The sequence below is a fragment of the Candidatus Accumulibacter aalborgensis genome (genome assembly GCF_900089955.1).
GTDB classification, from domain to species: Bacteria; Pseudomonadota; Gammaproteobacteria; order Burkholderiales; family Rhodocyclaceae; genus Accumulibacter; species Accumulibacter aalborgensis.
In genome coordinates this window covers 41,442-66,177 of record NZ_FLQX01000117.1, presented here as the reverse complement: position 1 = coordinate 66,177, position 24,736 = coordinate 41,442, and the positions used below count along the sequence as shown (strand labels likewise).

General features: G+C 63.3%; 17 protein-coding genes and 1 pseudogene. 9 read left to right on the top strand and 9 right to left on the bottom strand.

All coding sequences use genetic code 11. The features are described from left to right. The first annotated feature begins 133 nt into the window (after positions 1-133). The 4 genes and pseudogenes from ACCAA_RS12435 (at position 134) to cphA (ending at position 7,919) form a co-directional block, all read left to right on the top strand. A complete protein-coding gene (locus ACCAA_RS12435; protein ID WP_186407573.1) occupies positions 134-2,461 on the top strand; it encodes a cyanophycin metabolism-associated ABC transporter in 2,328 nt (775 codons plus the stop codon). Further along, entirely contained in the window at positions 2,458-2,931 is a 474-nt protein-coding gene (locus ACCAA_RS12430; RefSeq protein ID WP_186407572.1) for a cyanophycin metabolism-associated DUF1854 family protein, read from the top strand. Before ACCAA_RS12435 ends, ACCAA_RS12430 begins: the two co-directional genes overlap by 4 nt. A 166-nt stretch (positions 2,932-3,097) precedes the next feature. Beyond that, positions 3,098-5,263, top strand: a pseudogene (locus ACCAA_RS12425) (cyanophycin synthetase); the annotation flags it as partial. 73 nt (positions 5,264-5,336) lie between these two features. After that, positions 5,337-7,919, top strand: a complete 2,583-nt coding sequence (gene cphA, locus ACCAA_RS12420; RefSeq protein WP_186407570.1) for a cyanophycin synthetase — start codon at positions 5,337-5,339, stop codon at positions 7,917-7,919. A 31-nt stretch (positions 7,920-7,950) separates the two neighbouring features. Here cphA and ACCAA_RS12415 read toward each other — a convergent pair whose 3' ends face one another. After that, positions 7,951-9,807: a flagellar assembly protein A gene (locus tag ACCAA_RS12415; protein WP_186407569.1), complete on the bottom strand. Its 1,857-nt coding sequence runs from the start codon at positions 9,805-9,807 to the stop codon at positions 7,951-7,953. A gap of 515 nt (positions 9,808-10,322) precedes the next feature. On the opposite strand from ACCAA_RS12415, the gene ACCAA_RS12410 reads away from it, so the two are divergent. The 3 genes from ACCAA_RS12410 (at position 10,323) to ACCAA_RS12400 (ending at position 13,838) form a co-directional block, all read left to right on the top strand. Then, the gene (locus ACCAA_RS12410) at positions 10,323-11,450 is read left to right on the top strand and encodes a pseudouridine synthase (protein WP_186407568.1); all 1,128 of its coding nucleotides are present in this window, start codon (positions 10,323-10,325) and stop codon (positions 11,448-11,450) included. Between the two features lie 54 nt (positions 11,451-11,504). Beyond that, complete coding sequence (locus ACCAA_RS12405) at positions 11,505-12,398, top strand: HDOD domain-containing protein (protein ID WP_186407567.1); 894 nt, start codon at positions 11,505-11,507, stop codon at positions 12,396-12,398. Between the two features lie 96 nt (positions 12,399-12,494). Then, positions 12,495-13,838, top strand: coding sequence for a fused MFS/spermidine synthase (locus ACCAA_RS12400; protein WP_186407566.1), 1,344 nt, complete (start codon positions 12,495-12,497; stop codon positions 13,836-13,838). A 92-nt stretch (positions 13,839-13,930) separates the two neighbouring features. Here ACCAA_RS12400 and ACCAA_RS12395 read toward each other — a convergent pair whose 3' ends face one another. The 7 genes from ACCAA_RS12395 to scpA form a co-directional block, all read right to left on the bottom strand. Then, complete coding sequence (locus ACCAA_RS12395) at positions 13,931-14,329, bottom strand: PIN domain-containing protein (RefSeq protein WP_186407565.1); 399 nt, start codon at positions 14,327-14,329, stop codon at positions 13,931-13,933. A gap of 1 nt (position 14,330) precedes the next feature. Beyond that, entirely contained in the window at positions 14,331-14,561 is a 231-nt protein-coding gene (locus ACCAA_RS12390) for a type II toxin-antitoxin system Phd/YefM family antitoxin (RefSeq protein ID WP_186407564.1), read from the bottom strand. Between the two features lie 103 nt (positions 14,562-14,664). After that, entirely contained in the window at positions 14,665-14,874 is a 210-nt protein-coding gene (locus ACCAA_RS12385; protein ID WP_186407563.1) for a type II toxin-antitoxin system HicB family antitoxin, read from the bottom strand. A 556-nt stretch (positions 14,875-15,430) separates the two neighbouring features. Then, positions 15,431-17,419: an acetyl-CoA carboxylase biotin carboxylase subunit gene (gene accC / locus ACCAA_RS12380; protein WP_186407562.1), complete on the bottom strand. Its 1,989-nt coding sequence runs from the start codon at positions 17,417-17,419 to the stop codon at positions 15,431-15,433. 19 nt (positions 17,420-17,438) lie between these two features. Then, positions 17,439-18,971 (bottom strand): acyl-CoA carboxylase subunit beta, encoded by a 1,533-nt coding sequence (locus ACCAA_RS12375; protein ID WP_186407561.1) that lies wholly within the window; start codon positions 18,969-18,971, stop codon positions 17,439-17,441. Between the two features lie 84 nt (positions 18,972-19,055). After that, complete coding sequence (meaB, locus tag ACCAA_RS12370) at positions 19,056-20,054, bottom strand: methylmalonyl Co-A mutase-associated GTPase MeaB (protein ID WP_186407560.1); 999 nt, start codon at positions 20,052-20,054, stop codon at positions 19,056-19,058. Positions 20,055-20,085: 31 nt separating this feature from the next. Further along, positions 20,086-22,260 (bottom strand): methylmalonyl-CoA mutase, encoded by a 2,175-nt coding sequence (scpA, locus tag ACCAA_RS12365; RefSeq protein WP_186407559.1) that lies wholly within the window; start codon positions 22,258-22,260, stop codon positions 20,086-20,088. 198 nt (positions 22,261-22,458) lie between these two features. Between scpA and ACCAA_RS12360 the strand changes: the two genes are divergently transcribed. Further along, the gene (locus ACCAA_RS12360) at positions 22,459-23,130 is read left to right on the top strand and encodes a GntR family transcriptional regulator (protein ID WP_186407558.1); all 672 of its coding nucleotides are present in this window, start codon (positions 22,459-22,461) and stop codon (positions 23,128-23,130) included. Next, complete coding sequence (locus ACCAA_RS12355) at positions 23,127-23,906, top strand: enoyl-CoA hydratase/isomerase family protein (protein ID WP_186407557.1); 780 nt, start codon at positions 23,127-23,129, stop codon at positions 23,904-23,906. Before ACCAA_RS12360 ends, ACCAA_RS12355 begins: the two co-directional genes overlap by 4 nt. Positions 23,907-23,915: 9 nt before the next feature. Here ACCAA_RS12355 and ACCAA_RS12350 read toward each other — a convergent pair whose 3' ends face one another. Then, the gene (locus ACCAA_RS12350) at positions 23,916-24,716 is read right to left on the bottom strand and encodes a sulfite exporter TauE/SafE family protein (protein ID WP_186407556.1); all 801 of its coding nucleotides are present in this window, start codon (positions 24,714-24,716) and stop codon (positions 23,916-23,918) included. Positions 24,717-24,736: the final 20 nt, after the last annotated feature.

Sequence of the window (24,736 nt, the reverse complement as noted above, 5' to 3'; positions counted from 1 at the left end):
TCATGACTTTGCAAGATACCCGATGATGAAAGTCATGACCGTTTCCCTCACCCCCAACCCCTCTCCCGCAATGCGGGAGAGGGGAGATTCGTGAGTCGCTGACGCGACTTTGATAGTAACAAGCGGCCAAGCGATGACTCAACGCGATCTCTCATCCACAGCTCAGCGCATAACGCCCGGCGGGCCACCGGCGCTGCCCGCCATCTGGTCAGCGCGGCTGCAGTCTCCAGGCGAAGTTTTGGCCAGCGACGAAAGGATCCTGGCCTGGCTCGAGATCGATCTCGACGCGACACTGCGCTTTGCTCAGGGGATCGTCGTCGTCACCAGTGACCGCCTGCTGGCGCTGTCGGCCGACGACCAGAACTGGCAAAGCTGGGCTTACCGGCCAGGCCTCAGCCTCTCGCGCCGCGATCACTCGGGTGTCGGAACGTTGGAACTGTCCGCCGCCGATGCACGGCTGGCGCACTGGCGCTACACGCTGAGCGCCGATATCGCTGCCGGCCGTTTGGTCGACCACTTCATGCGGCAGATCACTTTCCGTCTCACCGGAGTAGTGCCGCCACCGTCGGAGGTCGCCCTGTGCCCGACGTGCGAAACGCCCCTCTTGGCCGGACAGGACGAGTGCCCGGTATGCAGCAAGGAGATCCATGAGCCACCTTCGACCTGGACGCTGCTGCGCCTGGGTCGCTTTGCCCGACCCTACAAGATGCAGTTGTTGGCTGGTTTCGTTCTCTCCCTGTTGACCACGGCGGCAACGCTGGTGGCACCCTACCTGTCGATGCCGATGATGGACAAGGTGCTGATCCCCTACCAGAACGGTACGCCGATCGAGCCGGGGCTGGTCGCACTCTATCTCTCCGGCCTGCTTGGCTCGTCGCTGGTCGCCTGGCTGCTCGGCTGGGGGCGGACCTACATTCTGGCGCTGGTTTCAGAGCGCATCGGCGCGGATCTGCGAACGACCACCTACGAGCATCTGCTCAAGCTCTCGCAGGAGTACTTCGGCGGCAAGCGAACCGGCGACCTGATGGCCCGTATCGGCTCTGAAACCGACCGCATCAACATCTTCATTTCGCTGCACTTGCTCGATTTCGCCACCGACGTGCTGATGATCGTCATGACCACGGCGATTCTGGTGTCGATCGATCCCTGGCTGGCAGCGGTCACTCTGTTGCCCTTGCCGATCATCGGCTGGCTGATCCACGTCGTGCGCGAAAAACTGCGCACCGGCTTCGAGCGCGTAGACCGCGTCTGGGCGGAAGTGACCAACGTGCTGGCCGACACGATTCCCGGCATCCGGGTGGTCAAGGCCTTTGCCCAGGAGCAGCGGGAAGCCACGCGTTTCCGCGCCGCCAACGCGCACAATCTGGAGGTAAACGACCGGGTCAACAAAGTGTGGTCCGTTTTTTCGCCGACCGTCACGCTGCTCACCGAACTCGGTCTGCTGATCGTCTGGGCCTTCGGCATCTGGCAGATCGCGCAAGACAAGATTACCGTCGGCGTGCTGACCGCGTTCCTGGCCTACATCAGCCGCTTCTACCTGCGCCTCGACTCGATGAGCCGCATCGTCTCGGTCACGCAGAAGGCCGCGGCCGGTGCGAAGCGCATCTTCGACATTCTCGACCACGTATCGAGCGTTCCCGAACCGACCCATCCCGTGCATCTGCCGAGTATCTCCGGCCGTATCGAGCTGCGCAGCGTTGGCTTCCGCTACGGCACGCGCAGCGTGACCCGCGACATCAGCCTGGTCATCGAACCCGGCGAGATGGTCGGCCTCGTCGGCCACAGCGGTTCCGGCAAGAGCACCCTGGTCAACCTGATCTCGCGTTTCTACGACGTCACCGAAGGCGCCATCCTGATCGACGGTGTCGACGTCCGATCGATCCCGGTCGCCGAGTACCGCAAGCACATTGGCCTTGTCCTGCAGGAACCGTTCCTCTTTTTCGGCACCATTGCCGAGAACATCGCTTACGGCAAACCGGAGGCAACGCACGCCGAAATCGTTGCCGCGGCGCGCGCCGCGCACGCGCACGAATTCATCCTCCGCCTCGCCCACGGTTACGACTCGCTGGTCGGCGAACGTGGCCAGGCGCTCTCCGGCGGCGAACGGCAGCGCATCTCGATTGCCCGTGCGCTGCTCATCGACCCGCCGATCCTGATCCTCGACGAGGCCACCTCGTCGGTCGATACGACGACCGAGAAGGAAATCCAGAAAGCGCTCGACAACCTGGTGCGCGGACGCACGACGATTGCCATCGCGCACCGTTTGTCCACCCTGCGCGATGCCAACCGACTGGTCGTCCTCGACCGTGGCACCATTGTCGAAGTCGGCAGCCACGACGAATTGATGGCTCGCGAGGGCCACTACTACCGCCTCTACCAGGCGCAGGCGCGCAACGTCGACACCGAAGACGAAGTGCGCAGGGTGACCGTGGATTCCAGGCACGATGGAGACCGCGAATGACCGCCCCGCCGCCCTATCGACTGCAGCGCAACGCCTTCGGAGCGCTGGAATTCACCGGCCCCGACGGCGAGACGCATTCCGGCGTGGTGCCGGTACGCGCCTTTCCGATCACCGACCCCGAGCATGGCATCGGGCTGGTGGACCCGCACGGCCAGGAACTGGTCTGGATCGAGCAGTTGACCGACCTGCCGGACGACTATCGCAGCCTGCTTGAAACAGAACTCGCCTGCCGCGAGTTCATTCCCGAGATCAAGCGCATCGTCAGCGTCGCGAGCTTCGCCACGCCGAGCACCTGGGTGGTGGAAACCGATCGCGGGAACGCCAGTCTGGTGCTCAAAGGTGAAGAAGACATCCGCCGCCTGACCTCACCCGCGCTGCTGATCGCTGACAGCCACGGCATCCACTTCCTGATCCGTGACCGCTATGCGCTCGATCAGCAGAGCCGGCGGTTTCTTGACCGCTTCCTGTGAGGCGCCTGACGGCAATCCGTTCGCCGGGAGGTCAGCCGATGGGCGCCGAGAACGTTATTCCGCTGATCATCGCGACGCCGGCTACGGTCGCGGCCGCGGCTATTTTCGCATCGCCTTCTGCCCCACTCTTGCCGCCGCACCACCTTCCCGTGCCTGGACTGACGACATGAAAACGAAAGACATCAAATTTCTCGAAATTCGCTACCTGCGCGGTCCGAACATCTGGACCTATCGTCCGGTCATCGAGGCGGTCGTCGATATCGGCGAACTGGAGGACTTCCCGTCCAATACCATCCCGGGTTTCTACGAACGTCTCACCGGCCTGCTGCCGTCGCTGATCGACCATCGCTGCAGCTACGGCGAGCGCGGCGGTTTTCTGCGCCGCGTCGAAGAAGGCACCTGGCCGGCACATATCCTCGAACACGTGACCCTCGAACTGCAAAACCTGGCCGGCATGCCAGGTGGTTTCGGCAAGGCGAGAGAAACGTCGACGCGGGGCGTGTACAAGGTCGTGGTCCGCGCCTGGCACGAAGATGTCACCCGCTCGTGCCTCTACGCCGGCCGCGACCTGCTGCTGGCGGCCATCAAGGACGAACCTTTCGACGTTGCCGGCCACGTTGAGCGCCTGGCTGATATGGCCGAGCGCAAACTCCTCGGTCCGAGCACCGGCTGCATAGTCGAAGCGGCGACCGCCAAAGACCGCCGCATTCCGGCGATCCGCCTGCTGGCCACCGGCAATCTCGTTCAACTCGGCTACGGCGCCCGTAGCCGACGGATCTGGACCGCCGAGACTGACCGCACCAGCGCCATTGCCGAAGGCATCTCGCGCGACAAGGATCTGACCAAGACCCTCCTCAAATCGTGCGGCGTTCCGGTCCCCGAAGGGCGCCTGGTCGACAGTGCCGAGGATGCCTGGGAAGCTGCCGAGGAGATCGGCGTGCCGGTGGTCGTCAAACCCTCTGACGGTAACCACGCCCGCGGCGTTTTCACCAATCTGATGGCCCGTGATGAAATCGAATCGGCCTACGCAGCGGCTGTCGTTGAGGGCAGCGGGGTCATCGTCGAACGTTACGTGCGCGGCTCGGAGCACCGCCTGCTCGTCGTCGGCGGCAAGCTCGCCGCCGCTGCCCGCGGCGAAATTGCCAAGGTCATCGGTGACGGCAGGTCGACGATCGACCAACTGATCGACAGCCAGATCAACTCCGACCCACGCCGCGGGACTGCCGAAGAGTTCCCGCTCGACATCATCGCGCTCGGCGACAACCCGGTCGCCCGACTCGAGGTGTCGCGGCAGGGATTTGCGCCGGACTCGGTCCCACCACCCGGTCGCGACGTGCTGATCGTGCGCAGCGGCAACCATACCGATGACGTCACCGACAGCGTACACCCGGAGACGGCGGCCATCGCCTCGCTCGCCGCGCGTATCGTCGGACTCGACATCGCCGGAGTGGATCTCGTCTGCGAAGACATTTCCCGACCGCTGGACGGACAGCGCGGCGCCATTGTCGAGGTCAATGCCGGTCCCGGCCTGCTGATGCACCTGAAACCGGAGACCGGCCAGCCACGGCCCGTCGGCCGCGCCATTGTCGACGAGCTGTTTCCCAATGGCGACGACGGTCGCATCCCGGTCGTCGGCGTCACCGGCAGCTTCGGCAAGACGACCGTTGCCCGCCTGATAGCACGCTTCCTCGCCCTCTCCGGCAGGCATACGGGCCTCGCCTGCAGCGGCGGGCTGTACGTCGGTCGGCGCTGCCTCGAGCAGGGTGACTGTGCGAACTGGGGCGGCGCACACCGCATCCTCATGAATCGCGCCGTCGACGCTGCCGTCTTCGAGAACGGTAGCGACACCATCCTCAGCGAAGGTCTCGCCTACGACCGCTGCCAGGTCGGGGTAATCACCAACGTAGACCCCGCGCAGCATCTTGGCCGCTACTACGTAGACACGGCTGCGCAAGTGTTCACCGTCCTGCGCACGCAGGTCGATCTGGTCCTGCCGACGGGGACCGCGGTGCTCAACGCGAGCCAGCCGATGCTGGTCGAAATGGCGCCCCTCTGCGATGGTGAAGTCATCTTCTTTGCCAGCGACCCAGACTTGCCGACCCTGGTCGAACACCGGGCGCAAGGCAAGCGGGCGGTGTTCGTCCGCAACGGCCAGGTGGTATTCGCCAGTGGCAACGACGAGACAGCGATCGTCCGTCTGAAAGGCATTCCGCTGACCGACGCCGGGCGCGACGCCTTGCAGATCGAGAATGTCCTCGCCGCCGCCGCGGCCGCCTGGGCGCTCGACATCGGCTCGGAACTCACCCGTACCGGGCTGGAAACCTTCACCATCGCCTGATCCAGAAAGCACCCGTCCGTGCACGACCATCCTGCGGCCGAACACAACCCGAAAGAGGAAACCGCTCATGCAAGTCTCGCGTATCCGCGCTCTGCGCGGTCCCAATCTGTGGAGCCGGCATACGGCGATCGAAGCGATTGTCAGTTGCACTGAACAGGAGTGCAATATCGACCACCTGCCGGGTTTTGAAACCCGTCTGCGCGAGCGCTTCCCCGAGCTGGCCATGCTGCGGCCACTAGGCCATGATGAAGCGGTTTCGATGGCCCAGGCGCTCGAGTTCGCCGCGCTTGGCCTGCAGGCACAGGCCGGCTGTCCGGTCACTTTCAGCCGCACGGCGCAGACCGTGGACACCGGGACCTATCAGGTGGTCGTCGAATACAGCGAGGAGGCGGTCGGCCGACTGGCCATGGAACTCGCCGAGATGCTTTGCCGGGCGGCGGTCGACGACACGGAATTCGAACTCGGCGACGCACTCGACTGCCTGCGCACCCTCGACGAGGATGTGCGCCTTGGCCCGAGCACCGGGTCCATCGTCTATGCGGCGGTGGCGCGCAACATTCCCTACCGCCGGCTCACCGAAGGGAGCATGGTTCAGTTTGGCTGGGGCAGACGCCAGCGACGCATTCAGGCCGCCGAAACCGATTGCACCAGCGCAGTCGCCGAATCGATCGCCCAGGACAAGGAACTGAGCAAGATTCTGCTGCACGCCGCCGGCGTTCCGGTGCCCAGCGGTCGACCGGTACTGAGCGCCGAAGACGCCTGGGCGGCGGCCTGCGAAATCGGCGGAGCGGTGGTCGTCAAACCGCAGGATGGCAACCAGGGCAAAGGCGTCGCCGTCAACCTGTGCGCCCGCGAGGAGATCGAAGCCGCCTACGCGATCGCTTTCGAAGTCAGCGACGAAGTGCTCGTCGAACGCTATATCCCGGGCCACGACTACCGGCTGCTGATCGTCGGCGACCAGCTCGTTGCCGCTGCCCGCCGCGATCCACCGCTGGTCATCGGCGATGGCCTGCACAACATTCGCCAGTTGGTTGAACGCGTCAACCTCGACCCCCGGCGCGGCGAAGGCCATGCCACCTCGCTGACCCGAATCCGCCTAGACGAAGTGGCGCTGGCTCTCCTGACCAGCGCCGGGCTGAACGCCGAATCGGTGCCACCAAGGGGCCAGCGCGTAGTCCTGCGCAACAACGCCAATCTGTCCACCGGCGGAACGGCCACCGACGTGACCGACGACGTCCACCCCGAATTCGCCGCTCAGGCGGTCGCTGCGGCGCAGACGATCGGCCTCGATATCGCGGGCGTCGACGTCGTCTGCGACAGCGTCCTGCGTCCACTCGAAGCCCAGGGCGGCGGCATCGTCGAGATCAACGCGGCGCCGGGGCTGCGCATGCATCTGCAGCCGTCTTTCGGAAAGGGGCGCGCAGTCGGTGAAGCAATCATCGCCAGCATGTTTGCCGACGGCGACGAGGCACGTATTCCCCTGGTCGCCGTGGCGGGAACGAACGGCAAGACGACGACGGTTCGCCTGATCGCCAACATTCTTGGCAGCCGCGGCCTGTGTGTCGGCATGACCACCACCGACGGGGTCTACATCGCTGGCCGCCGCACCGATACGGGTGACTGCAGTGGCCCCAAGAGCGCCAGGAACGTCCTCGTGCACCCCGATGTCGATGCCGCGGTACTCGAGACGGCGCGCGGCGGAGTGTTGCGCGAGGGGCTGGGCTTCGATCGCTGTGATGTCGCCGTGGTCACCAATGTCGGCTTCGGCGACCATCTGGGGCTGTCGTACATCAGCACGGTCGAGGACCTCTCGGTCGTCAAGCGGGTGATCGTTCAGAACGTCAGGCCGACGACTGGCGTCGCAGTGCTCAACGCAGCCGACCCCATGGTCGCCCGGATGGCCGATGCGTGCCCGGGGAGCGTCACCTTCTTTGCCTGCGACCGCAATCATCCCGTGATGGCCATGCACCGCGCGCGACGGAAACGGGTGGTCTATCGCGATGGCGACTCGATCGTCGCTTCCGGTGCGGGCGTCGAACACCGTGTGGCATTGGCCGACATCCCGGTCACTCAGAACGGGGCGATTGGTTTTCAGGTTGAAAACGCGATGGCGGCGACCGCTGCCGCCTGGGCTCTCGGCGAGGACTGGGAGACGATTCGCAGCGGACTGGCCAGCTTCGTCAACGATGCGCAGACCGCTCCTGGCCGCTTCAACGTGTTCAGCTATCGTGGGGCAACGCTGATTGCCGACTACGGCCACAATCCGGATGCCATCCAGGCGCTGGTCAACGCCATCGACAACATGCCCATGTCTTCGGCCGGAACGCGCTCGGTGGTCATCAGCGGTGCCGGTGACCGACGCGACGAAGACCTCTGCCGGCAGACGGAGATCCTCGGTGACGCCTTCGATCGGGTCGTGCTCTATCAGGATCAGTGCCAGCGCGGACGTGCCGATGGAGAAGTCCTGGCGCTGCTGCAAAAGGGCTTGAAGAACGCCAGGCGGACATCCGAGGTCCAGGAGATCCATGGCGAGTTCGTCGCTATCGATACCGCCCTGGCCCAGTTGCAGGCAGGTGATCTTTGCCTGATCCTGATCGATCAAATCGAGGAAGCTCTCGAACACATCGCCAGACGACTTGCCGAGGGCTAGTCAACAGAATATAACGGCACGCGCTTGACCATCAGGCCGGTGGCGCCGGGTAAATCCAGGCGAAGCGGCCCGCCGCGCCGGCAAAAAGTGGTTTCGTCGCGCTGTCGGCCCGCCGCAATCTGGCCTTCAGATCCTTGCCCGGGAGAACCGCCAGCGGCAGGTCGGCGACACGGACCAACAGCGTGCTGACGCGGGTGTCGCCGGTCACCTGATCGACCGTACAAGCGATCCCCTGACAGGCCTGCTCGCGAGCGGCGAGGATTTCGTCGATCGCCGCCACCACTGCCTGCGACTCGGCATCCAGTCCGTTGGCCGCTTCGCCCAACTGGGCCAGCGTCCGCAAGGCGGGCGCCACCTGCGCCGACAACCGGCGCCAGCCCACTTCCTGCTCGGAGCTCAGGGCCACCTCATGGCGTTTCAGTTTGCCGGCCAGCAGAAGGTAACTGGAGACCTCCCGGTCGCCGCGCAAGGCGGCGATCTTTTCGCGCTGGGCGGCAATCGCCGTCGCCAGGCCGGCGAGATCCCTTCGCAAAGCGACAATCTGCGCCGCGAAGCTCGACAGGTCGGGCAACAGCACCAGCAGCACGTTGTCGATGTCGCGGCGGGCGCGGGCCAGTCGCACGGACAGGGTCTTGCCCGCCACGGCACAGGACTCCGCGACCTCGAGACTCAGCTCCTCGGCGACGATGTCACAGAGGGTCGCGTGCCCGATGACCACCTGACGACCGACGATGACGCAGTTGTCTGCCCGCTGCACGCTGATGCAACCCTGGTGCGCGATCAGCGTCGCGCCGGACGCAACCCCATCGACCATGATGTCACCTTCGTCATTGCTGGCGCTGCCGCCGACCAGGTTGTGTTTCAGATGGACGATGCCGCCGGCCGAAACGATGTTGCCGAAGACATCAGCGTAAGCCGTGATGCTGCGGCACTTGACCACGCGCTTCTCCTGGATCTCGCCGTGCTGCTCATAGATTTCGCCGGTCAGCGACAGGTCGCCGGTCGTTCGCGCGCTGACGCCCTCATGACTGACGATCTTGTCGGCCACCGAGAACTGGTTGCTGCGCATATCGATGTTGAGGAAGCCACACACCGACGCCAGCAGGTATTCGCCATCGCTTTCCCGGCTGACGCGGGTACCGGGACCGGCCAGGCTGGTCAGGTCAAAGTCCTTGGCCAGCGGTGCCGCCAAGACCTTGCCGGTGACGTCACGCCCATCCTCGCCCAAGGTGCGCGGGATTTTCTTGACCAGGCGGATGCCGGCGATGACTTGCGGATAGCGTGTCTCGAACTGGCGCAGATCGACCTTGTCGCCGAGCAGGCGGCGCGGCGCGTTGTTTCGCCGCAGGCCCATCGCCTGCTCGGTGATTTCGGCGTCCTTGCCCGGAACGAATGGCCGGTTGCGCGCCACGACCCGCCACTCGGGCTTGTCGAGCAGGATGCCTTCGTGCACTGCGTCGAGATCAATTCCGAAGCGCACACACTTCGCCCATGCACTGGCGATGAATTCGTCGCGATCCAGGCGAACGCGCGTCTCGACTGACCTCCGCCCCCCGCCGACCATCCTTCGCTGCCTAGCGTCCCCTTCCTCTACCGGCGCCTCGCTGGTAGACGGTTCGAGATAGACCGGCTCAAACAAATAAGCAGCCTCGCCGTTGGCGATGCGCAGCGCCTTGTAGAGCGCCTGACGTTCGGGCCGGAAAGCCGTGATGTCGGCAGCGATAAAAATATCGTCGCCCGCGGCCAAACAGCTTGCCGGATCATCGTAGAGTAGCGAAAGAAAGCTCGGGTACTCGAGCGCGCGAAAGTACAGGCCGGAAGCCACGACGCCATTGACGAAACCCAGGAAGTCAGCAGCGGACTCGAGGCGCGCGACGATAACGTACAAGCCATCGTCTCGTTGAACAATGAAACGCGACAGCGCAATCTGCCCCTCCTGGAGGTCAGTCAAATTACCGATGGCAGTTTCAGGATGTTCTGGCATGGCGGCACGGGGCAAATGCCGCCAGCGTACCAGAAAGCGGCGGAATCATCGCCGATTCGACTGGGGAACAGACGACTTCTGGCGTAAACTGTGCGGACGGCCAAACGGTCATGATTTCTCAAGCTCCCCCGGATCATGAAAGTCACGACCGTTGCCCTCACCCCCGACCCCTCTCCCGCATACGGCCGAAGGGAGATTCGTGAGTCGCTGGTGCGACTTGCATAGTAACGGACAAGCTCGCCATGCCTCGCTCAACGCTGAAACTGCCCCGAAAAACTTCCCCCATCGACCCAGCCGGCGAATCGAGATCATCCACCCGCAAACCAATCCGCGGCGGTTCCCAGGGACCCAGGCGCTCGACCGCGTGGCCCGCCAAAGACTCGGGACCAACGATCGCCGCGCCGGCCACCCGGCCAGGCGTGGCCACCAAGCCCGCGCAGAGCTTCCGAAAGGACACCGCCAATACGACGGGAAGTTCTGGCAGCCAGCTTGACAGGGCAGTTCCGCTGGCCTCCGCCGAACGCAAGAACTCAGCCGATCGTCCGCCGCCAGCGGCTGACCGCGGCACACCCGCCGGCGGCGAGCGCGCCCGCATCGACCGTCCTGGTAAGCCAGCCCGCGTCCACCCGCCACGCGGTATCGCTCGCAGTACCGGCGTGCGCGCGGCCCCCCCTGATCGCCAGGCAGCCGATCGTGACGAGCGCCCGCCGACCGATCGCCAAGCGAGCGTGCCATCGACTGCGGCATGCCAGGAAGCCGTGGAAACGCCGCACGGTGAAACGTCGACCACCCCTCCCGGTCCTCAGCGCGGCTTGCCAAAGGAATCGCCGCGGCTGTCGAAACTGGTCAGCCAGTTGGCCCAGTGCTCGCGCCGCGAAGCGGACGAATGGATAGAAAACGGCTGGGTCAGCGTGGATGGCACCGTGGTCAACAGGCTTGGCGCCCGCGTGAACCCCAAGGCCACAGTGGAGATCAAGGACGCCGCAAGCAAGCATCAGATCGAAAGCGTGACCATCGTCTTCAACAAGCCGCTCGATCCTGCGACGCCAGCCGACGAAGGTCTTGAGACGGCCGCGACCTTGATCCGCCCGGACACGCGCTGGGCAGAGGACGGCGCCACCGGCACCTTCCAGGCCGCCCATCTGCGCGGCCTGGCCCTGGCTGGAAAACTCGACGCAGAAGAACATGGCATGCTGGTGTTCACCCAGGAGGGGAGTGTTGCGCGCCGCCTTACCGGCGGCGGTGCCCGACTGGAGAAGGAGTACCACCTGCACGTCGAGGGCGACCTGGTAGCCGATGGCCTGGACCTGCTCCGGCACGGACTGTCACTCGACAACGTCAAGCTGGAGCGGGCGCAGGTTTCGTGGCTGAGCGAGCAACAACTGCGCTTCGTCGTGCATGAAAACAGAAAGCGGCAGATCCAGCGCGGCTGTGAACTGGTGGGCCTGCGCGTGACCGACATCAAGCGCGTACGCATCGGCGGTGTTTCGCTCGGTAAGCTGCCTCCCGGTCAGTGGCGCTATCTGCGGCCGGATGAGCGCTTCTGACCCTCCACGGACTGCTCAGCGTACCCCCCGCTGACGCTAGCGAAGGCGACATCAATGCCCAACACGCCCACGCCAAAGGACCTTGCCGGCTGGCTGACGTTGTTCAGCGACGCGGAGATGCCGATCCTGCGTCAGACGACGCGCCGCCTCGACGAAGCGCGCCAGCATATCGACCGGGTCAGCGCGCGCGACATCACCGACATCGTTTTGCAGGATCCGCTGCTGGCGATCCGCGTCCTGGCCTATATCCAGGCCTTCGGCAGCAAACACTTGCGCAGCGAAATCACGAACATCGCCAGCGCCGTGATGATGCTCGGCGTGGATCCTTTTTTTCGGAAGTTCGAAAGTCCACTGACCATCGAGGTGCTCCTCGGCCGTCAACCGCAAGCTTTGCTGGGCATGCTGCAGGTAGTCCGGCGAACGCAGCGCGCCGCGCGCTACGCACACGACTGGGCCTTCGCGCGGCACGACATGAACGTCGAGGAGGTGGCGCTCGCCGCGCTGTTGCACGACCTGGCCGAGCTGCTGCTGTGGTGCTTTGCGCCCGAACTGGCGCTCGCGATTCGCTCCCGGCTGCAAGCTGACCGGACACTGCGTAGCGCCAGTGTCCAGGAGGAGTTCCTTGGTTTTCCGCTGGCCGATCTGCAATTGGCGCTCTGCCATGCGTGGCACTTGCCGGGTCTGCTGACCACGCTGATGAGCGACGGAAATGCGCAACTGCCAAGGGTGCAGAATGTCAAGCTGGCCGTCAACCTCGCCCGCCACTCGATCGACGGGTGGACCCATGCAGCGATACCAGACGACCTTGCGGCGATCCAGAGCCTGCTCAACATCAGCCGCGAGACATTGCTCTCGCGGCTGATGTTGCCAACGGAACTTCTGCCCGCTCTGCTGCGCATCGACACACGGGCAGGAACGGCAAGCTCGTCGGACAATCGCAGCCAGTGAGCGGCTGCGCAGCGCGGCCGCGACCTCGCGCGAGCCGACCGCCGCGGCTCTTGGAGTATAGTGCCGCCTGGCCCTGCCCCGACGATGTGATTCCCCATGCCACGCTTCCTGCTTTTTGCCATCGTCTTCATTGAAGGATTCTGCTCACTCGGCGCCGAAGTCATCGCCCTGCGCCAGATCATCCCCCACCTGGGAAGTTCGATCGTCGTCACTGCGCCGACCATCGGCTTCTTTCTGCTCGCGCTGGCCCTGGGTTACCAGGCCGGTGCGAAAATCGACGGCGAGTACCTCGCGGTGGTGGCGAGAAACTTCCTGATTGCCGCGCTACTCACCGGCGTTGGGCTGACCGGCATTGCCGTTGACCTGATCTTCGCCGCGCTCGGTCCGCCGCTGGTGGGGTATCTGGTCTTCATCGCCGGCGTGGTCTGCCCGATCGCCTGGCTGCTCGGGCAGACCGTGCCGATCCTGACCAACCTGCTGCACCTCGAACGCGTCGGCGAAGCCAGCGGCCAGGCGCTCTACTACTCGACGCTGGGTTCCTTTCTGGGTTCGCTTTCGCTTTCACTGCTGGTCATGCAATGGCTGGGCGTTTCGGCTGCGGTGGCCCTCTGTGCGCTGCTGCTCGTCGTTGGCTTTCTGCTCCTGAGCACGCGTGACCGTGCTGCGATCGCCGCCAGTCTGGTCGTCGGCACGCTGACCGTGGTCGCCAACGTGTGGCTTCGCCCGGAGATCGAGACCTCCTATGCCAGCTATCTGGTGGTGCCGGTCAACTACAAGGGATCCGTCAATGGTCGAGCGTTCAAGAACAACAGTTCGGTTGCCTCGTTGATCGACGAAGCCGAACCACCGCTCTACGCGCTCTACATCAGACACATACGCAGCCTGCTGCTTGACGAGTTCGGTTTTCGTGGCCGCCGGATTCTGGTACTCGGTGCCGGTGGCTTCACGCTGTCGCACCGCGAACCGAGCAACCATTACACGTATGTCGATATTGACCCGGCAGTTCGCGGCATTGCCGAAAAGCATTTCCTGCGCACAGCGGCCCAGGGCGACTTCATCGCCGACGACGCGCGCCGTTTCGTGATCCGTACCGAACAGCGCTTCGCCGCGGCGATCGTCGACGTCTATGGATCGCATTCCTCGATCCCCGGCCACCTGGTCACCCGCGAATTCTGGCAGGGCACGCGGCGCGTGCTTGAACCGGAAGGACTGTTGATTGCCAACCTGATCCTCGACAGCGCCCTCGCCACGCCTTATGCACGCAACCTGCTGGCTACCATCGAGAGCGTCTACGGCCGCTGCGCCGTCGAAGTGCTGCAGAAAAAACAGCTCCTGGCCAACGTCGTCGTCACCTGTCGCAATGGGCAATCGCCCGATCCGGCCAGCGTGTTCATCGACGAACGCAATACCGCTGACTTCGATCTCGCGCGCTCGCGCTGAGCGCCGAGGTCGGGCGGCAAGGCCTTGTCGGCGCTGCGCTGATGAAGTTAGAAGGTGGCATGCCGCAAGCGCCACGTTCCCGGCTGCAGCGTTCACGCCAACCAGTTCTCCCACATCAGGCCCGGCACTCTGGCGAACTCGCCCAGGTTGTCGGTGACGAGCACTGCACGTAGAGCAAGCGCCTGGGCTGCAATCCAATAATCATTGGCGCCAATAGGCGCGCCTTGACGTTCCAGCTTCGCCCGAATGATGCCGTAATGATGGCTGGTTTCGACGTCCAGGGCGATGAGTTGCAGTCCGCCTACTATCCGCGCGAGGTGTGCAGCGTTCTTCTCGCGATGCAGGCTTTTTTCCACGCCGTACTCCAGTTCACCCAACACGACGGGCGAGAGTATGACTTCGGATACAGGCGTGGTTTCCAGCTTGTTGCGTACACGCTCCACGCCCTTCATGCCTGCGATAAAGATGTTGGTGTCAAGCAGGTAGCGCATGTCAAACCAGATCCGGTGTCGGCTCAGGTGGCATGTCCGCCGGGGCTTCCAGGTCGACATCCGCGTCTTCCCAGCAGGGTCGGAAAACATCCGCAGCCATACGCGGGGTGTCTGGCACGATGCGCGCCACGACTTTGCCATGGCGGGTGATGGAGATTTCCTCACCGGCCTCGGCGGCGGCAAGGAGCGCGGAGAATTTGGCTTTGGCCTCGGCGACCTGAACGGTACGCATGACGGACCTCAAAATATGACCACTTGGTCATATTATACGGCTATGGTGAGATGTCAATCCGCATTTGCACGGGATCATTGCTTTTGGATGGATGGCCACTGGCTCATGCGACGAGGGGAAGAGAAATATTGATTTCGATGGGACGCGACTCGTTCTGCTCAAGGCGCTCGGCCATGGTGCGCAGGGCGAGCACCTCAGCCTTTGCCATGGCCTCTTCAGCCGTCTGGCCGTAGGACAAGACACCTGGAAGCTGCGGAATCTCAGCGATCCAGCGGCCATCAACTTCTTCCTCGCACTCGATGCTGAAGTTCATAATCGATCTCCGGTAGGAAATGTGCAGCATTGTAGCTTGCCATGGCTGCTGACGCCGAACGTGAGAATTAAACGGCGCCGGCAAGGGCGCCGCAGGACAAGCAACCACGCTGCACCGGCATCCGTGTTGAATGAAAAGCTAGCGAAGTAATCGGGCCGCCGGCCGCAGATCGCCCCGAAGTCACTTCGCGTGGCCTATATTAAATCCAGTGCTTAGAAGGATGGGCTTAAGAGGCGTTAAATTGACCCTGGCCCTTTTAATTCAGCGGCTCCTTGGGCAACATGCTATTCGCAATTTCGCAAGGACTGCTTCAGATAGGTGGGCGCAAAGTACTTCACCGGCTCCGTCATATCCTTCGCAGGATAGCAAAGCGTGGCCTGCTCTTTACCGTCCGGAGCGAATAACTTGACTTGGCCGGCGGCGTTCGCAGCCCGATGGACTCGCTGCCCGGAATTTGACCAATCATTCCCTGAGGAGCGTGAGGAGCGGAACAGTGGACGGAAAGAAGCCCGCCTAAAGGCGGGCTTCTTTCCTCACAAACGCGACTACACCCGGCTTACTCGAATTCGAGGATCACCTGATCGACCGACAGACTCTCGCCCGCCGGAGTGACGACCTTCTTGACCTTGCAGTCGCGTTCGGCCTTGAGGACGTTCTCCATCTTCATCGCCTCGATGACCGCCAGCTTTTCACCAGCGCTGACCTGCTGTCCCTCCTCAACCGACACTTCACGCAACAAGCCAGGCATCGGCGAGAGCAGGAACTTCGACAGGTCCGGCGGCACCTTCTTGGGCATCAGTGCCAGCATGCGGGCGGCATTGGCGGTCATCACGGTGACCTTGACCTGTTTGCCGAAGTGCACGACCCGATAGAGCAGACCGATGCGCTCGAGTTGCAGGCACAGCGGCACTCCGTTGCAGGTACCGTGGAAGACGAGTTCGCCGAACTTCCAGTCCGAAACGAGATCGTAGCGATCGTCACCGTGGGTCACCGAGTAACCACCGGCGATCGGCGTGACGACCACGGGGTAATCCTTGCCCTCCATCTGGACGACCCATTCGCTGCCCACCTTGCGGTGATGGCCAGCCATCTGGCCGCTGACCTGCACCGCCCGGTCGATGTAGCGACGCCGGCCGAAGGCGCCCACTGCCGCCAGCAGACCCGGATCGTCGTGCACCACGTCGGAGGCCACGAAGCCGTCGGGATACTCCTCGGCAATGAATGCCGTCGTGAACACCCCTGACAGGAAGCGCGGATTCTGCATCAACGCCGCCTGGAAAGGAATGTTGGAGTCGATGCCGCGAATCACGAAGGCGTTGAGGGCGTCGCGCAGCCGGACGATCGCCTGGTCACGGGTAGCGCCGTGGCAGATCAGCTTGGCAATCATCGAGTCGTAGTACATCGAAATCTCGCCACCCTCGAAGACGCCGGTGTCAACGCGGACCTGTCCTTCGACGGCTTCGGGTGGCCGATACTTGACCAGACGCCCTACCGACGGCAGGAAGCCGCGGAAGGGATCCTCGGCGTTGATCCGACACTCAATCGCCCAACCGTTGGCTTTGATGTCTTCCTGCTTGAACGGCAAGGGTTCGCCGGCGGCGACGCGGATCATCAACTCGACCAGGTCGACACCGGTGATCATTTCGGTCACCGGGTGTTCAACCTGCAGACGAGTGTTCATTTCCAGGAAGTAGAACGACTTGTCGGAGCCGACGACGAACTCGACGGTTCCTGCGCTCTGATAGTTGACGGCTTTGGCCAGCGCCACGGCCTGCTCGCCCATCGCCTTGCGAATGGTGTCGTCGATGAACGGTGACGGGGCTTCCTCGAGGACCTTCTGGTGCCGGCGCTGTATCGAACACTCGCGTTCGAGCAGGTACACGGTGTTGCCGAAGGAGTCGGCGATCAACTGGATCTCGATGTGGTGCGGCCCCTCGACGAACTTCTCGATGAACACGCGATCGTCGCCGAAACTGTTGCGCGCCTCGTTGCGGCAGGCCTCGAAGCCCTCGAAGGCTTCCTTGTCGTCGAAAGCAACGCGCAGGCCCTTGCCGCCGCCGCCGGCGGAGGCCTTGATCATCACCGGGTAGCCAATGCCCTTGGCGATTTCCACGGCCTGCGCCGAGTCGGTGATCTCGGCGTTGTAGCCGGGGATGGTGTTGACCTTGGCTTCGATGGCCAGCTTCTTGGAGGCGATCTTGTCGCCCATCGCTGCCACCGAATAGTGTTTCGGGCCGACGAAGATGATGCCGTTGTCTTCCAGACGGCGCGAGAACTCTTCGTTTTCGGACAGGAAACCATAGCCGGGGTGTACCGCCTCGGCGCCGGTCGCTTTGCAGGCGGCGATGATCTTGTCGATCACCAGATACGATTCCTTGGACGCTGCGGGGCCGATACAGACCCCCTCATCGGCCATCAACACGTGCATCGAGTCCTTGTCGGCCTCGGAATAGACCGCGACCGTCTTGATGCCCATTTTCTTGGCGGTCTTCATCACCCGGCAGGCGATCTCGCCGCGGTTGGCGATCAGAATTTTCTTGAACATCTCTATATCTCCCCGTCGTTCAAAGCGGAATGTTGCCGTGTTTGCGCCACGGGTTTTCCAACTGCTTGTTGCGCAACATTGCCAGAGAGCGGCAAATGCGCTTGCGGGTCTCGTTGGGCATGATCACGTCGTCGATGAAACCGCGCGCTCCAGCGACGAAGGGGTTGGCGAACTTGGCCTTGTACTCGGCCTCGCGCGCCGCCAGCTTGGCCGGATCGTTCTTCTCCTCGCGGAAAATGATCTCGACCGCGCCCTTGGGGCCCATGACCGCGATTTCGGCCGACGGCCAGGCGAAGTTGACGTCGCCGCGCAGGTGCTTGGAGGCCATGACGTCGTAGGCGCCGCCGTAGGCCTTGCGGGTGATGACGGTAATTTTCGGCACGGTGCACTCGGCGTAAGCGTAGAGCAGCTTGGCGCCGTGCTTGATGATGCCGCCGTATTCCTGAGCGGTACCGGGCATGAAGCCGGGCACGTCGACGAAGGTCACCACCGGGATGTTGAAAGCGTCGCAGTAGCGAACGAAGCGGGCGGCCTTGATCGAGCTCTTGATGTCCAGACAGCCAGCCAGCACCAGCGGCTGGTTGGCGACGATGCCAACGGCCGAGCCGTCCATGCGCGCGAAACCGATGACGATGTTCTTGGCGTATTCGCGCTGCAGTTCAAAGAAATCGCCGTCATCGGCGACCTTGATGATCAGTTCCTTGATGTTGTACGGGCTGTTGGTGTTGTCCGGGACCAGCGTGTCGAGCGAGAAGTCGAGACGGTCGGCGGGGTCCTGCGAGGGCAGGCGCGGTGGCTTTTCGCGGTTGTTCGAGGGCAGGAAACTGATGAAGCGGCGAACCATCATCAAGGCTTCGACATCGTTTTCGAAGGCCAGGTCGGCGACTCCGGATCGTGACGTGTGCGTGATCGCGCCGCCGAGTTCTTCGGCCGTGACGTCTTCGTGCGTCACCGTCTTGACCACTTCCGGGCCGGTGACGAACATGTACGACGAATCCTTGACCATGAAGATGAAGTCGGTCATCGACGGGCTGTACACCGCGCCACCCGCGCACGGGCCCATGATCAGCGAGATCTGCGGCACCACGCCCGAGGCCAGGACATTGCGCTGGAAGACGTCGGCGTAACCGGCGAGCGAAGCCACTCCCTCCTGGATGCGCGCACCGCCCGAGTCGTTGAGACCGATCACCGGCGCACCGACCTTGATCGCGTGATCCATGACCTTGCAGATCTTCTCGGCGTGCGCTTCCGAGAGCGCTCCACCGAAGACGGTGAAATCCTGCGAAAAAACGAACATCAGGCGGCCGTTGATCGTTCCGCAGCCAATCACCACCCCGTCGCCGGGTACCGACCGGTCGGCCATGCCGAAGTCGTTACAACGGTGCTCCTTGAACATGTCCCACTCTTCGAAAGAGCCACTATCGAGCAACAGCTCGATGCGCTCGCGGGCAGATAGTTTGCCCTTGCTGTGCTGGTCGTCGATGCGTTTCTGGCCACCACCCAGACAGGCCGCCGCGCGCTTTTCGGCAAGCTGGCGAATGATATCGTGCATAAGTTCTACTCCCTAACGGTCGCGTCAATCAGAACTACGAGAAACAAATCGGAGGTCTCGGTGCAATACCCCGCCTATGGGGTATCAGTGCTTCAAGAAGGCCAGCAGGCGTGAAGCTGCCGCGCCGGGCGTCGTCCGCCCTTCGGCGACGTCGCCCGACAGCTCCGGCAGCGCCGAGCGTACTGCTGGATGAGAACGAAAATATTGGCGCAGGCCGGAGTCGATCAGGTTCCACATCCAGTCGACGGCTTGCCGCCGGCGTTTTTCTTCGAATTCGCCGCTGGCCGTCATCGTCGTCCGGTAGCGTTCGATCTCGGCCCAGAATTCGACGATGCCGCGCTTGGCCAGCGCGCTGACGGTGAGCACCGGTGGCCGCCAGTTGGGGCTGGCGCTGCGCAGCATGGTCAGCGCGGCTTTCATCTGACCACGGGCGAAGGCCGCAGCGCGTTCATCGATGTCGGCCTTGTTGAAGACCACCAGGTCGGCAATCTCGACAATCCCCTTCTTGATCGCCTGCAGGTCATCACCGGCGTTGGGCAACTGCAGCAGGACGAAGGCATCAACCATGCCGGCCACCGTGGTCTCGGATTGCCCGACCCCCACCGTCTCGACGATGATCACGTCAAAACCGGCCGCTTCGCAGACCAGCATCGCTTCGCGCGTCTTGTCGGCGACGCCGCCCAGCGAACCGGATGAAGGGCTGGGCCGGATGAATGCCTCCTCGCGCTGACAGAGAAATTCCATGCGTGTCTTGTCGCCGAGAATCGACCCGCCGGAAACCGACGACGACGGGTCGACGGCAAGAACGGCCACCCGTTTGCCGGCCTCGATCAGATAGAGGCCGAGCGTCTCGATGAAGGTCGACTTGCCGGCGCCCGGGGCACCTGAGATGCCGACCCGAATCGTTCGTCCGGTGTGTGGCAAGAGCGCCGTCAAAACCTGCCGTGCGTGCCGCTGGTGATCGTGGCGCGTCGATTCGACGAGCGTGATGGTCTTGGCCAGCGATCGCCGGCGACCGGCCAGTACGCCATCAACGAGATGCTGGTCGGTGGCCGAAAGGCCGGCTGCTGCAATGCTGGTCATGTCCATCGCCCAACGTGGATGTTGCTGTGACTCAGGTAGAGGCTTGCCCGCGCGCCTTGCGAATTTCCGTCAGCACGGTCAGCGCCGAATCCTCGATCCGCGTCCCCGGCCCGAAAATGGCCTTGGCACCCGCCTTGAACAGAAAGTCATAGTCCTGCGCCGGGATCACGCCGCCAGCAAAGACGATGATGTCGTCGGCGCCCTGATCCTTCAATGCCTGGACCAGCTCGGGCAGCAGGGTCTTGTGCCCGGCCGCCAGCGAAGAAACACCTACCGCATGCACGTCGTTTTCGATCGCCAGACGAGCCGCTTCTGCCGGTGTCTGGAAGAGCGGACCGACGTCGATGTCGAAGCCGAGGTCGGCAAAGGCGGTGGCCACCACCTTGGCACCGCGGTCGTGGCCATCCTGGCCGAGCTTGGCGATCATGATCCGCGGCCGGCGGCCTTCGTCGTCATTGAACTTGACGATCTCGGCTTTGAGCGACTCCCAGCTCGACATTCCTTCGAGGACCGCGCCATAGACGCCGGAGACCGTTTGCTGCGTGGCGCGGAAGCGACCGAAAATCTTTTCCATGGCGTCGGAGACTTCACCCACCGATGCGCGCAAGCGCATCGCCTTGACCGCAAAGTCGAGCAGATTGCCTTCGCCAGTTTCGGCGCAGCGCGTCAGATCGGCCAGCGCTGCGTTGACCTTGTCGGCATCGCGGTTGCCGCGAACCTCCTTCAGCCGGGCAATCTGTGAATCGCGGACCGCGTTGTTGTCGATGTCGCGAATGTCCAGCGCGTCTTCCTTGGCCAGCTTGTACTTGTTCACGCCGACGATCACGTCCTTGCCGGAATCGATGCGCGCCTGCTTGTCGGCCGCGCAGCCTTCGATCTTCATCTTGGCCCAGCCCGATTCGACGGCGTGCGTCATGCCGCCCATGGACTCGACCTCCTCGATGATCTTCCACGCTTCGTCGACCAGGTCCTGCGTCAGCTTTTCCATCATGTACGAGCCAGCCCACGGATCGATGACACTGGTGATATGCGTTTCTTCCTGGATCACGAGCTGCGTGTTGCGTGCGATACGCGACGAGAATTCGGTCGGCAGGGCGATCGCTTCATCGAGGGCATTGGTGTGCAGGGACTGGGTGCCGCCAAAAACCGCAGCCATCGCCTCGATCGTCGTGCGCACGACATTGTTGTACGGGTCCTGTTCGGTCAGCGACCAGCCCGAGGTCTGGCAGTGCGTGCGCAGCATCATCGACTTCGGGCTCTTCGGCGAAAACTCCTGCATGATCTTCCACCACAGCAGGCGCGCAGCGCGCAGCTTGGCGACCTCGAGATAGAAGTTCATGCCGATGGCGAAGAAGAACGAGAGCCGGCCGGCAAAGCCGTCGACGTCGAGACCGGAAGCGATCGCCGTCTTCACGTACTCGCGACCATCGGCCAGCGTGAACGCCAGTTCGAGCGCTTGCGTCGCACCCGCTTCCTGCATGTGGTAGCCCGAAATCGAGATCGAGTTGAACTTCGGCATGTGCTGCGCGGTGTAGCCGATGATGTCGGAAATGATCGTCATCGACGGTTTCGGCGGGTAGATATAGGTGTTGCGAACCATGAATTCCTTGAGGATGTCGTTCTGGATCGTCCCCGAGAGCTTCTCCTGCGGCACGCCCTGCTCTTCGGCAGCGACGATGTAGCCCGCGAGGATCGGCAGCACGGCACCGTTCATGGTCATCGATACCGAGACTTTTTCGAGCGGGATGCCGTCGAACAGAATCTTCATGTCTTCGACCGAATCGATTGCCACACCGGCCTTGCCGACGTCGCCGGTGACACGCGGATGGTCGGAGTCGTAACCGCGGTGGGTGGCCAGATCGAAAGCGACCGAAACGCCCTGGCCGCCAGCGGCCAGGGCCTTGCGATAGAAAGCGTTGGATGCTTCAGCGGTGGAGAAACCGGCGTACTGGCGAATGGTCCATGGCCGCACCGCGTACATCGTTGCCTGCGGGCCGCGGACGAAGGGGGCCAGACCAGGCAGTGTATCGGTGTATTCCAGGCCTTCGACATCTGCCTTGGTATACAATGGCTTGACGATGATTCCCTCGGGGGTGACCCAGTTCAGCGCGTCGACATTACCCCCTGGCGCGGACTTGGTGGCGGCCTTTTTCCAGGCGTCGATATTTGCAGAATCAAGTGGCGCAGCGTTGTTCGCGTTGGACATGGCGGAACCTTTCACGAAATCTGTGGATTGAGGGGGCGCTCCCGCGCCCGATGAGGCAATACTCATGCCGACCAGGAGAGTCATGCCGCGTCAAGGAAACGGTAACACTTGACACCCCGACCTGCGAATAATACTGTATCCATAATTATGAAAGCAAGGTCCTGTGTTGACCCTGAACGAGTTAGCGAAAAAAGAACGATGCCTCCGAGTCGCATAGCCCAGACTGCCCTCTACCAGGAAGTCGCTGAAAGACTCCGCCAGAGAATCTTCGCGCACGAATTCTCCCCTGGAACCCGGATTGACGAGCAGGCGCTGACGGTTGATTATGGCATCAGTCGGACGCCCCTGCGCGAAGCGCTGAAGGTACTGGCGTCGGAAGGGTTGGTGACCCTGCGGCCACGCCGAGGTTGCTTCGTGACCGAGATCTCAGAACAGGACCTGGACGAAATCTTCCCCTTGATGGCCATGCTCGAAGGCCGTTGTGCGCTGGAGGCGACCAACCGGGCGCAACCCCGGCAAATCGCCGCACTCGAGGCGATCCACCGGCAACTGGAGCGCTTTGCCGAGAGCAAGCAGATCGAACGCTTCTTCGAGGCGAATCAGGAGTTCCACTTCCGCATCCAGGAGATGTCCGGCAACCGCTGGCTGCAACAGGTGATCCAGGACCTGCGCAAGGTCCTCAAACTGACGCGCCTGCTGTCGCTGAGCATCGATGGTCGCCTGGAGGAGTCGTTGTGTGAACACCGCGCGATTCTGGCAGCCATCAAGGCCGGCGACGACGCCGGCGCGCAGGCCTTGATGCACGATCACATTTTGTCCGTACGGCAGTCCCTGGCCAGGAGCCACCCGCATGAGGAGTTGATATCATGACCGGCCACATCTCTTGCGCCCACGAGACCGCGATCGCCACCCTCAGGCTGTCCAATCCAGGCAAACTCAATGCGATCGACTTCGCCATGTGGCGGGAACTGGCCGAGACCGCCAGAGATCTGTCGAGTGACGATCAGGTGCGTTGCATCGTCGTGCGCGGTGACGGCCACGAGGCTTTCGCCGCCGGTGGCGACATCGGGGAGCTGCTCAACGAACGCGACACCGTGGACCGTGCCATGGCCTACCATGCGCAGGTCGGTGCTGCCTTGCAGGCCCTGTTCGACTGCCGCCAGCCGACCATCGCGCTGATTCAGGGAGCGTGTATTGGCGGCGGGCTGGAGATTGCCGCCCAGTGCGACCTGCGCATTTGCGGTGAGTCGTCGCGCTTCGGCGCACCGATCAACAAGCTCGGTTTTTCAATGTACCCCGGCGAGCTGGCAGGTATGCTGCGCCTGGCCGGACCAGCAACGATGCGCGAAATTCTGCTCGAAGGACGAATGCTCAGCGCAGCGGAAGCGCTGGCCAAGGGACTCGTCACCCGTGTCGTGGCTGATCTCCAGGTCGCCGACGAAGCCTACGCCACCGCTCGCCACATCTGTGCGGGCGCGCCCTTGGTTGCCCGCTGGCACAAGCAGTGGATCCGCCGCTTGCAGCACGAGGTCCCGCTGAGCGACGAGGAACTGCGCGCCTCGTTCGCTTTTCTCGATACCGAAGACTACCGCGAAGGACTGTCGGCATTTCTTGACAAGCGCAAGCCCAATTTCCGCGGCCGCTGATCGGCGCCGTCAGGCGAACAGACCCCACAGCATTTTGGCGGCCAGCAGGATCAGAATGCCGGCGAAGATGCGCTTCAAGGTCGCCACCGGCAGGCTGTGCGCCAGCCTTGCGCCGAGCGGCGCGATCACCATGCTCGCGGGAACCAGCCAGACGAAGGCCGGCAGGTAGACGTAGCCAAGGCTCCACTCGGGTAATCCGGGATGCCCCCAGCCATTGTAGATGTAACCTAGCGAGCCGCCGATGGCAATCGGGAAACCGACCGCTGCCGAAGTGCCGATGGCATGCTGGACGCGCACGTTGCACCAGGTCAGAAAAGGCACGGTGAGCGATCCGCCGCCGATGGCGACCAGGGCCGAGACGGCACCGATTCCCAGTCCGACGGCAAAAACGCCACCCGCTCCCGGCAAGGCGCGCGCCGGCTTGGGCTTCAGATTAAAGATCATCTGCGCCGCCACCAGGCAGACGAAAAACGCGAAGAAAACAGCCAGCGGCTTGGCCGGGACGCTGGAGGCGACGAGCGTGCCCAGCAGCGTGCCGAGGAGAATCCCCGGAGTGATCTGGCCGACGACCTGCCACAGCACCGCGCCATGCCGGTGATGCGCGCGCAGGCTGGCGAGCGCGGTGAACAGGATGGTCGCCATCGCAGTGCCGAGCGCCAGATGCAGCACCTCAGCCGGGGGAAATGCCGCCTGGGCGGCGAACATCATGGCCAGCGCCGGGACCATCACCAGTCCGCCACCAATGCCGAGCATGCCGGCAAAGAAGCCGGCGAACAGTCCAAGCGCGCTATAGGCCAGCCACCAGACCACTTCAGCCCCCCGTCAAGAGC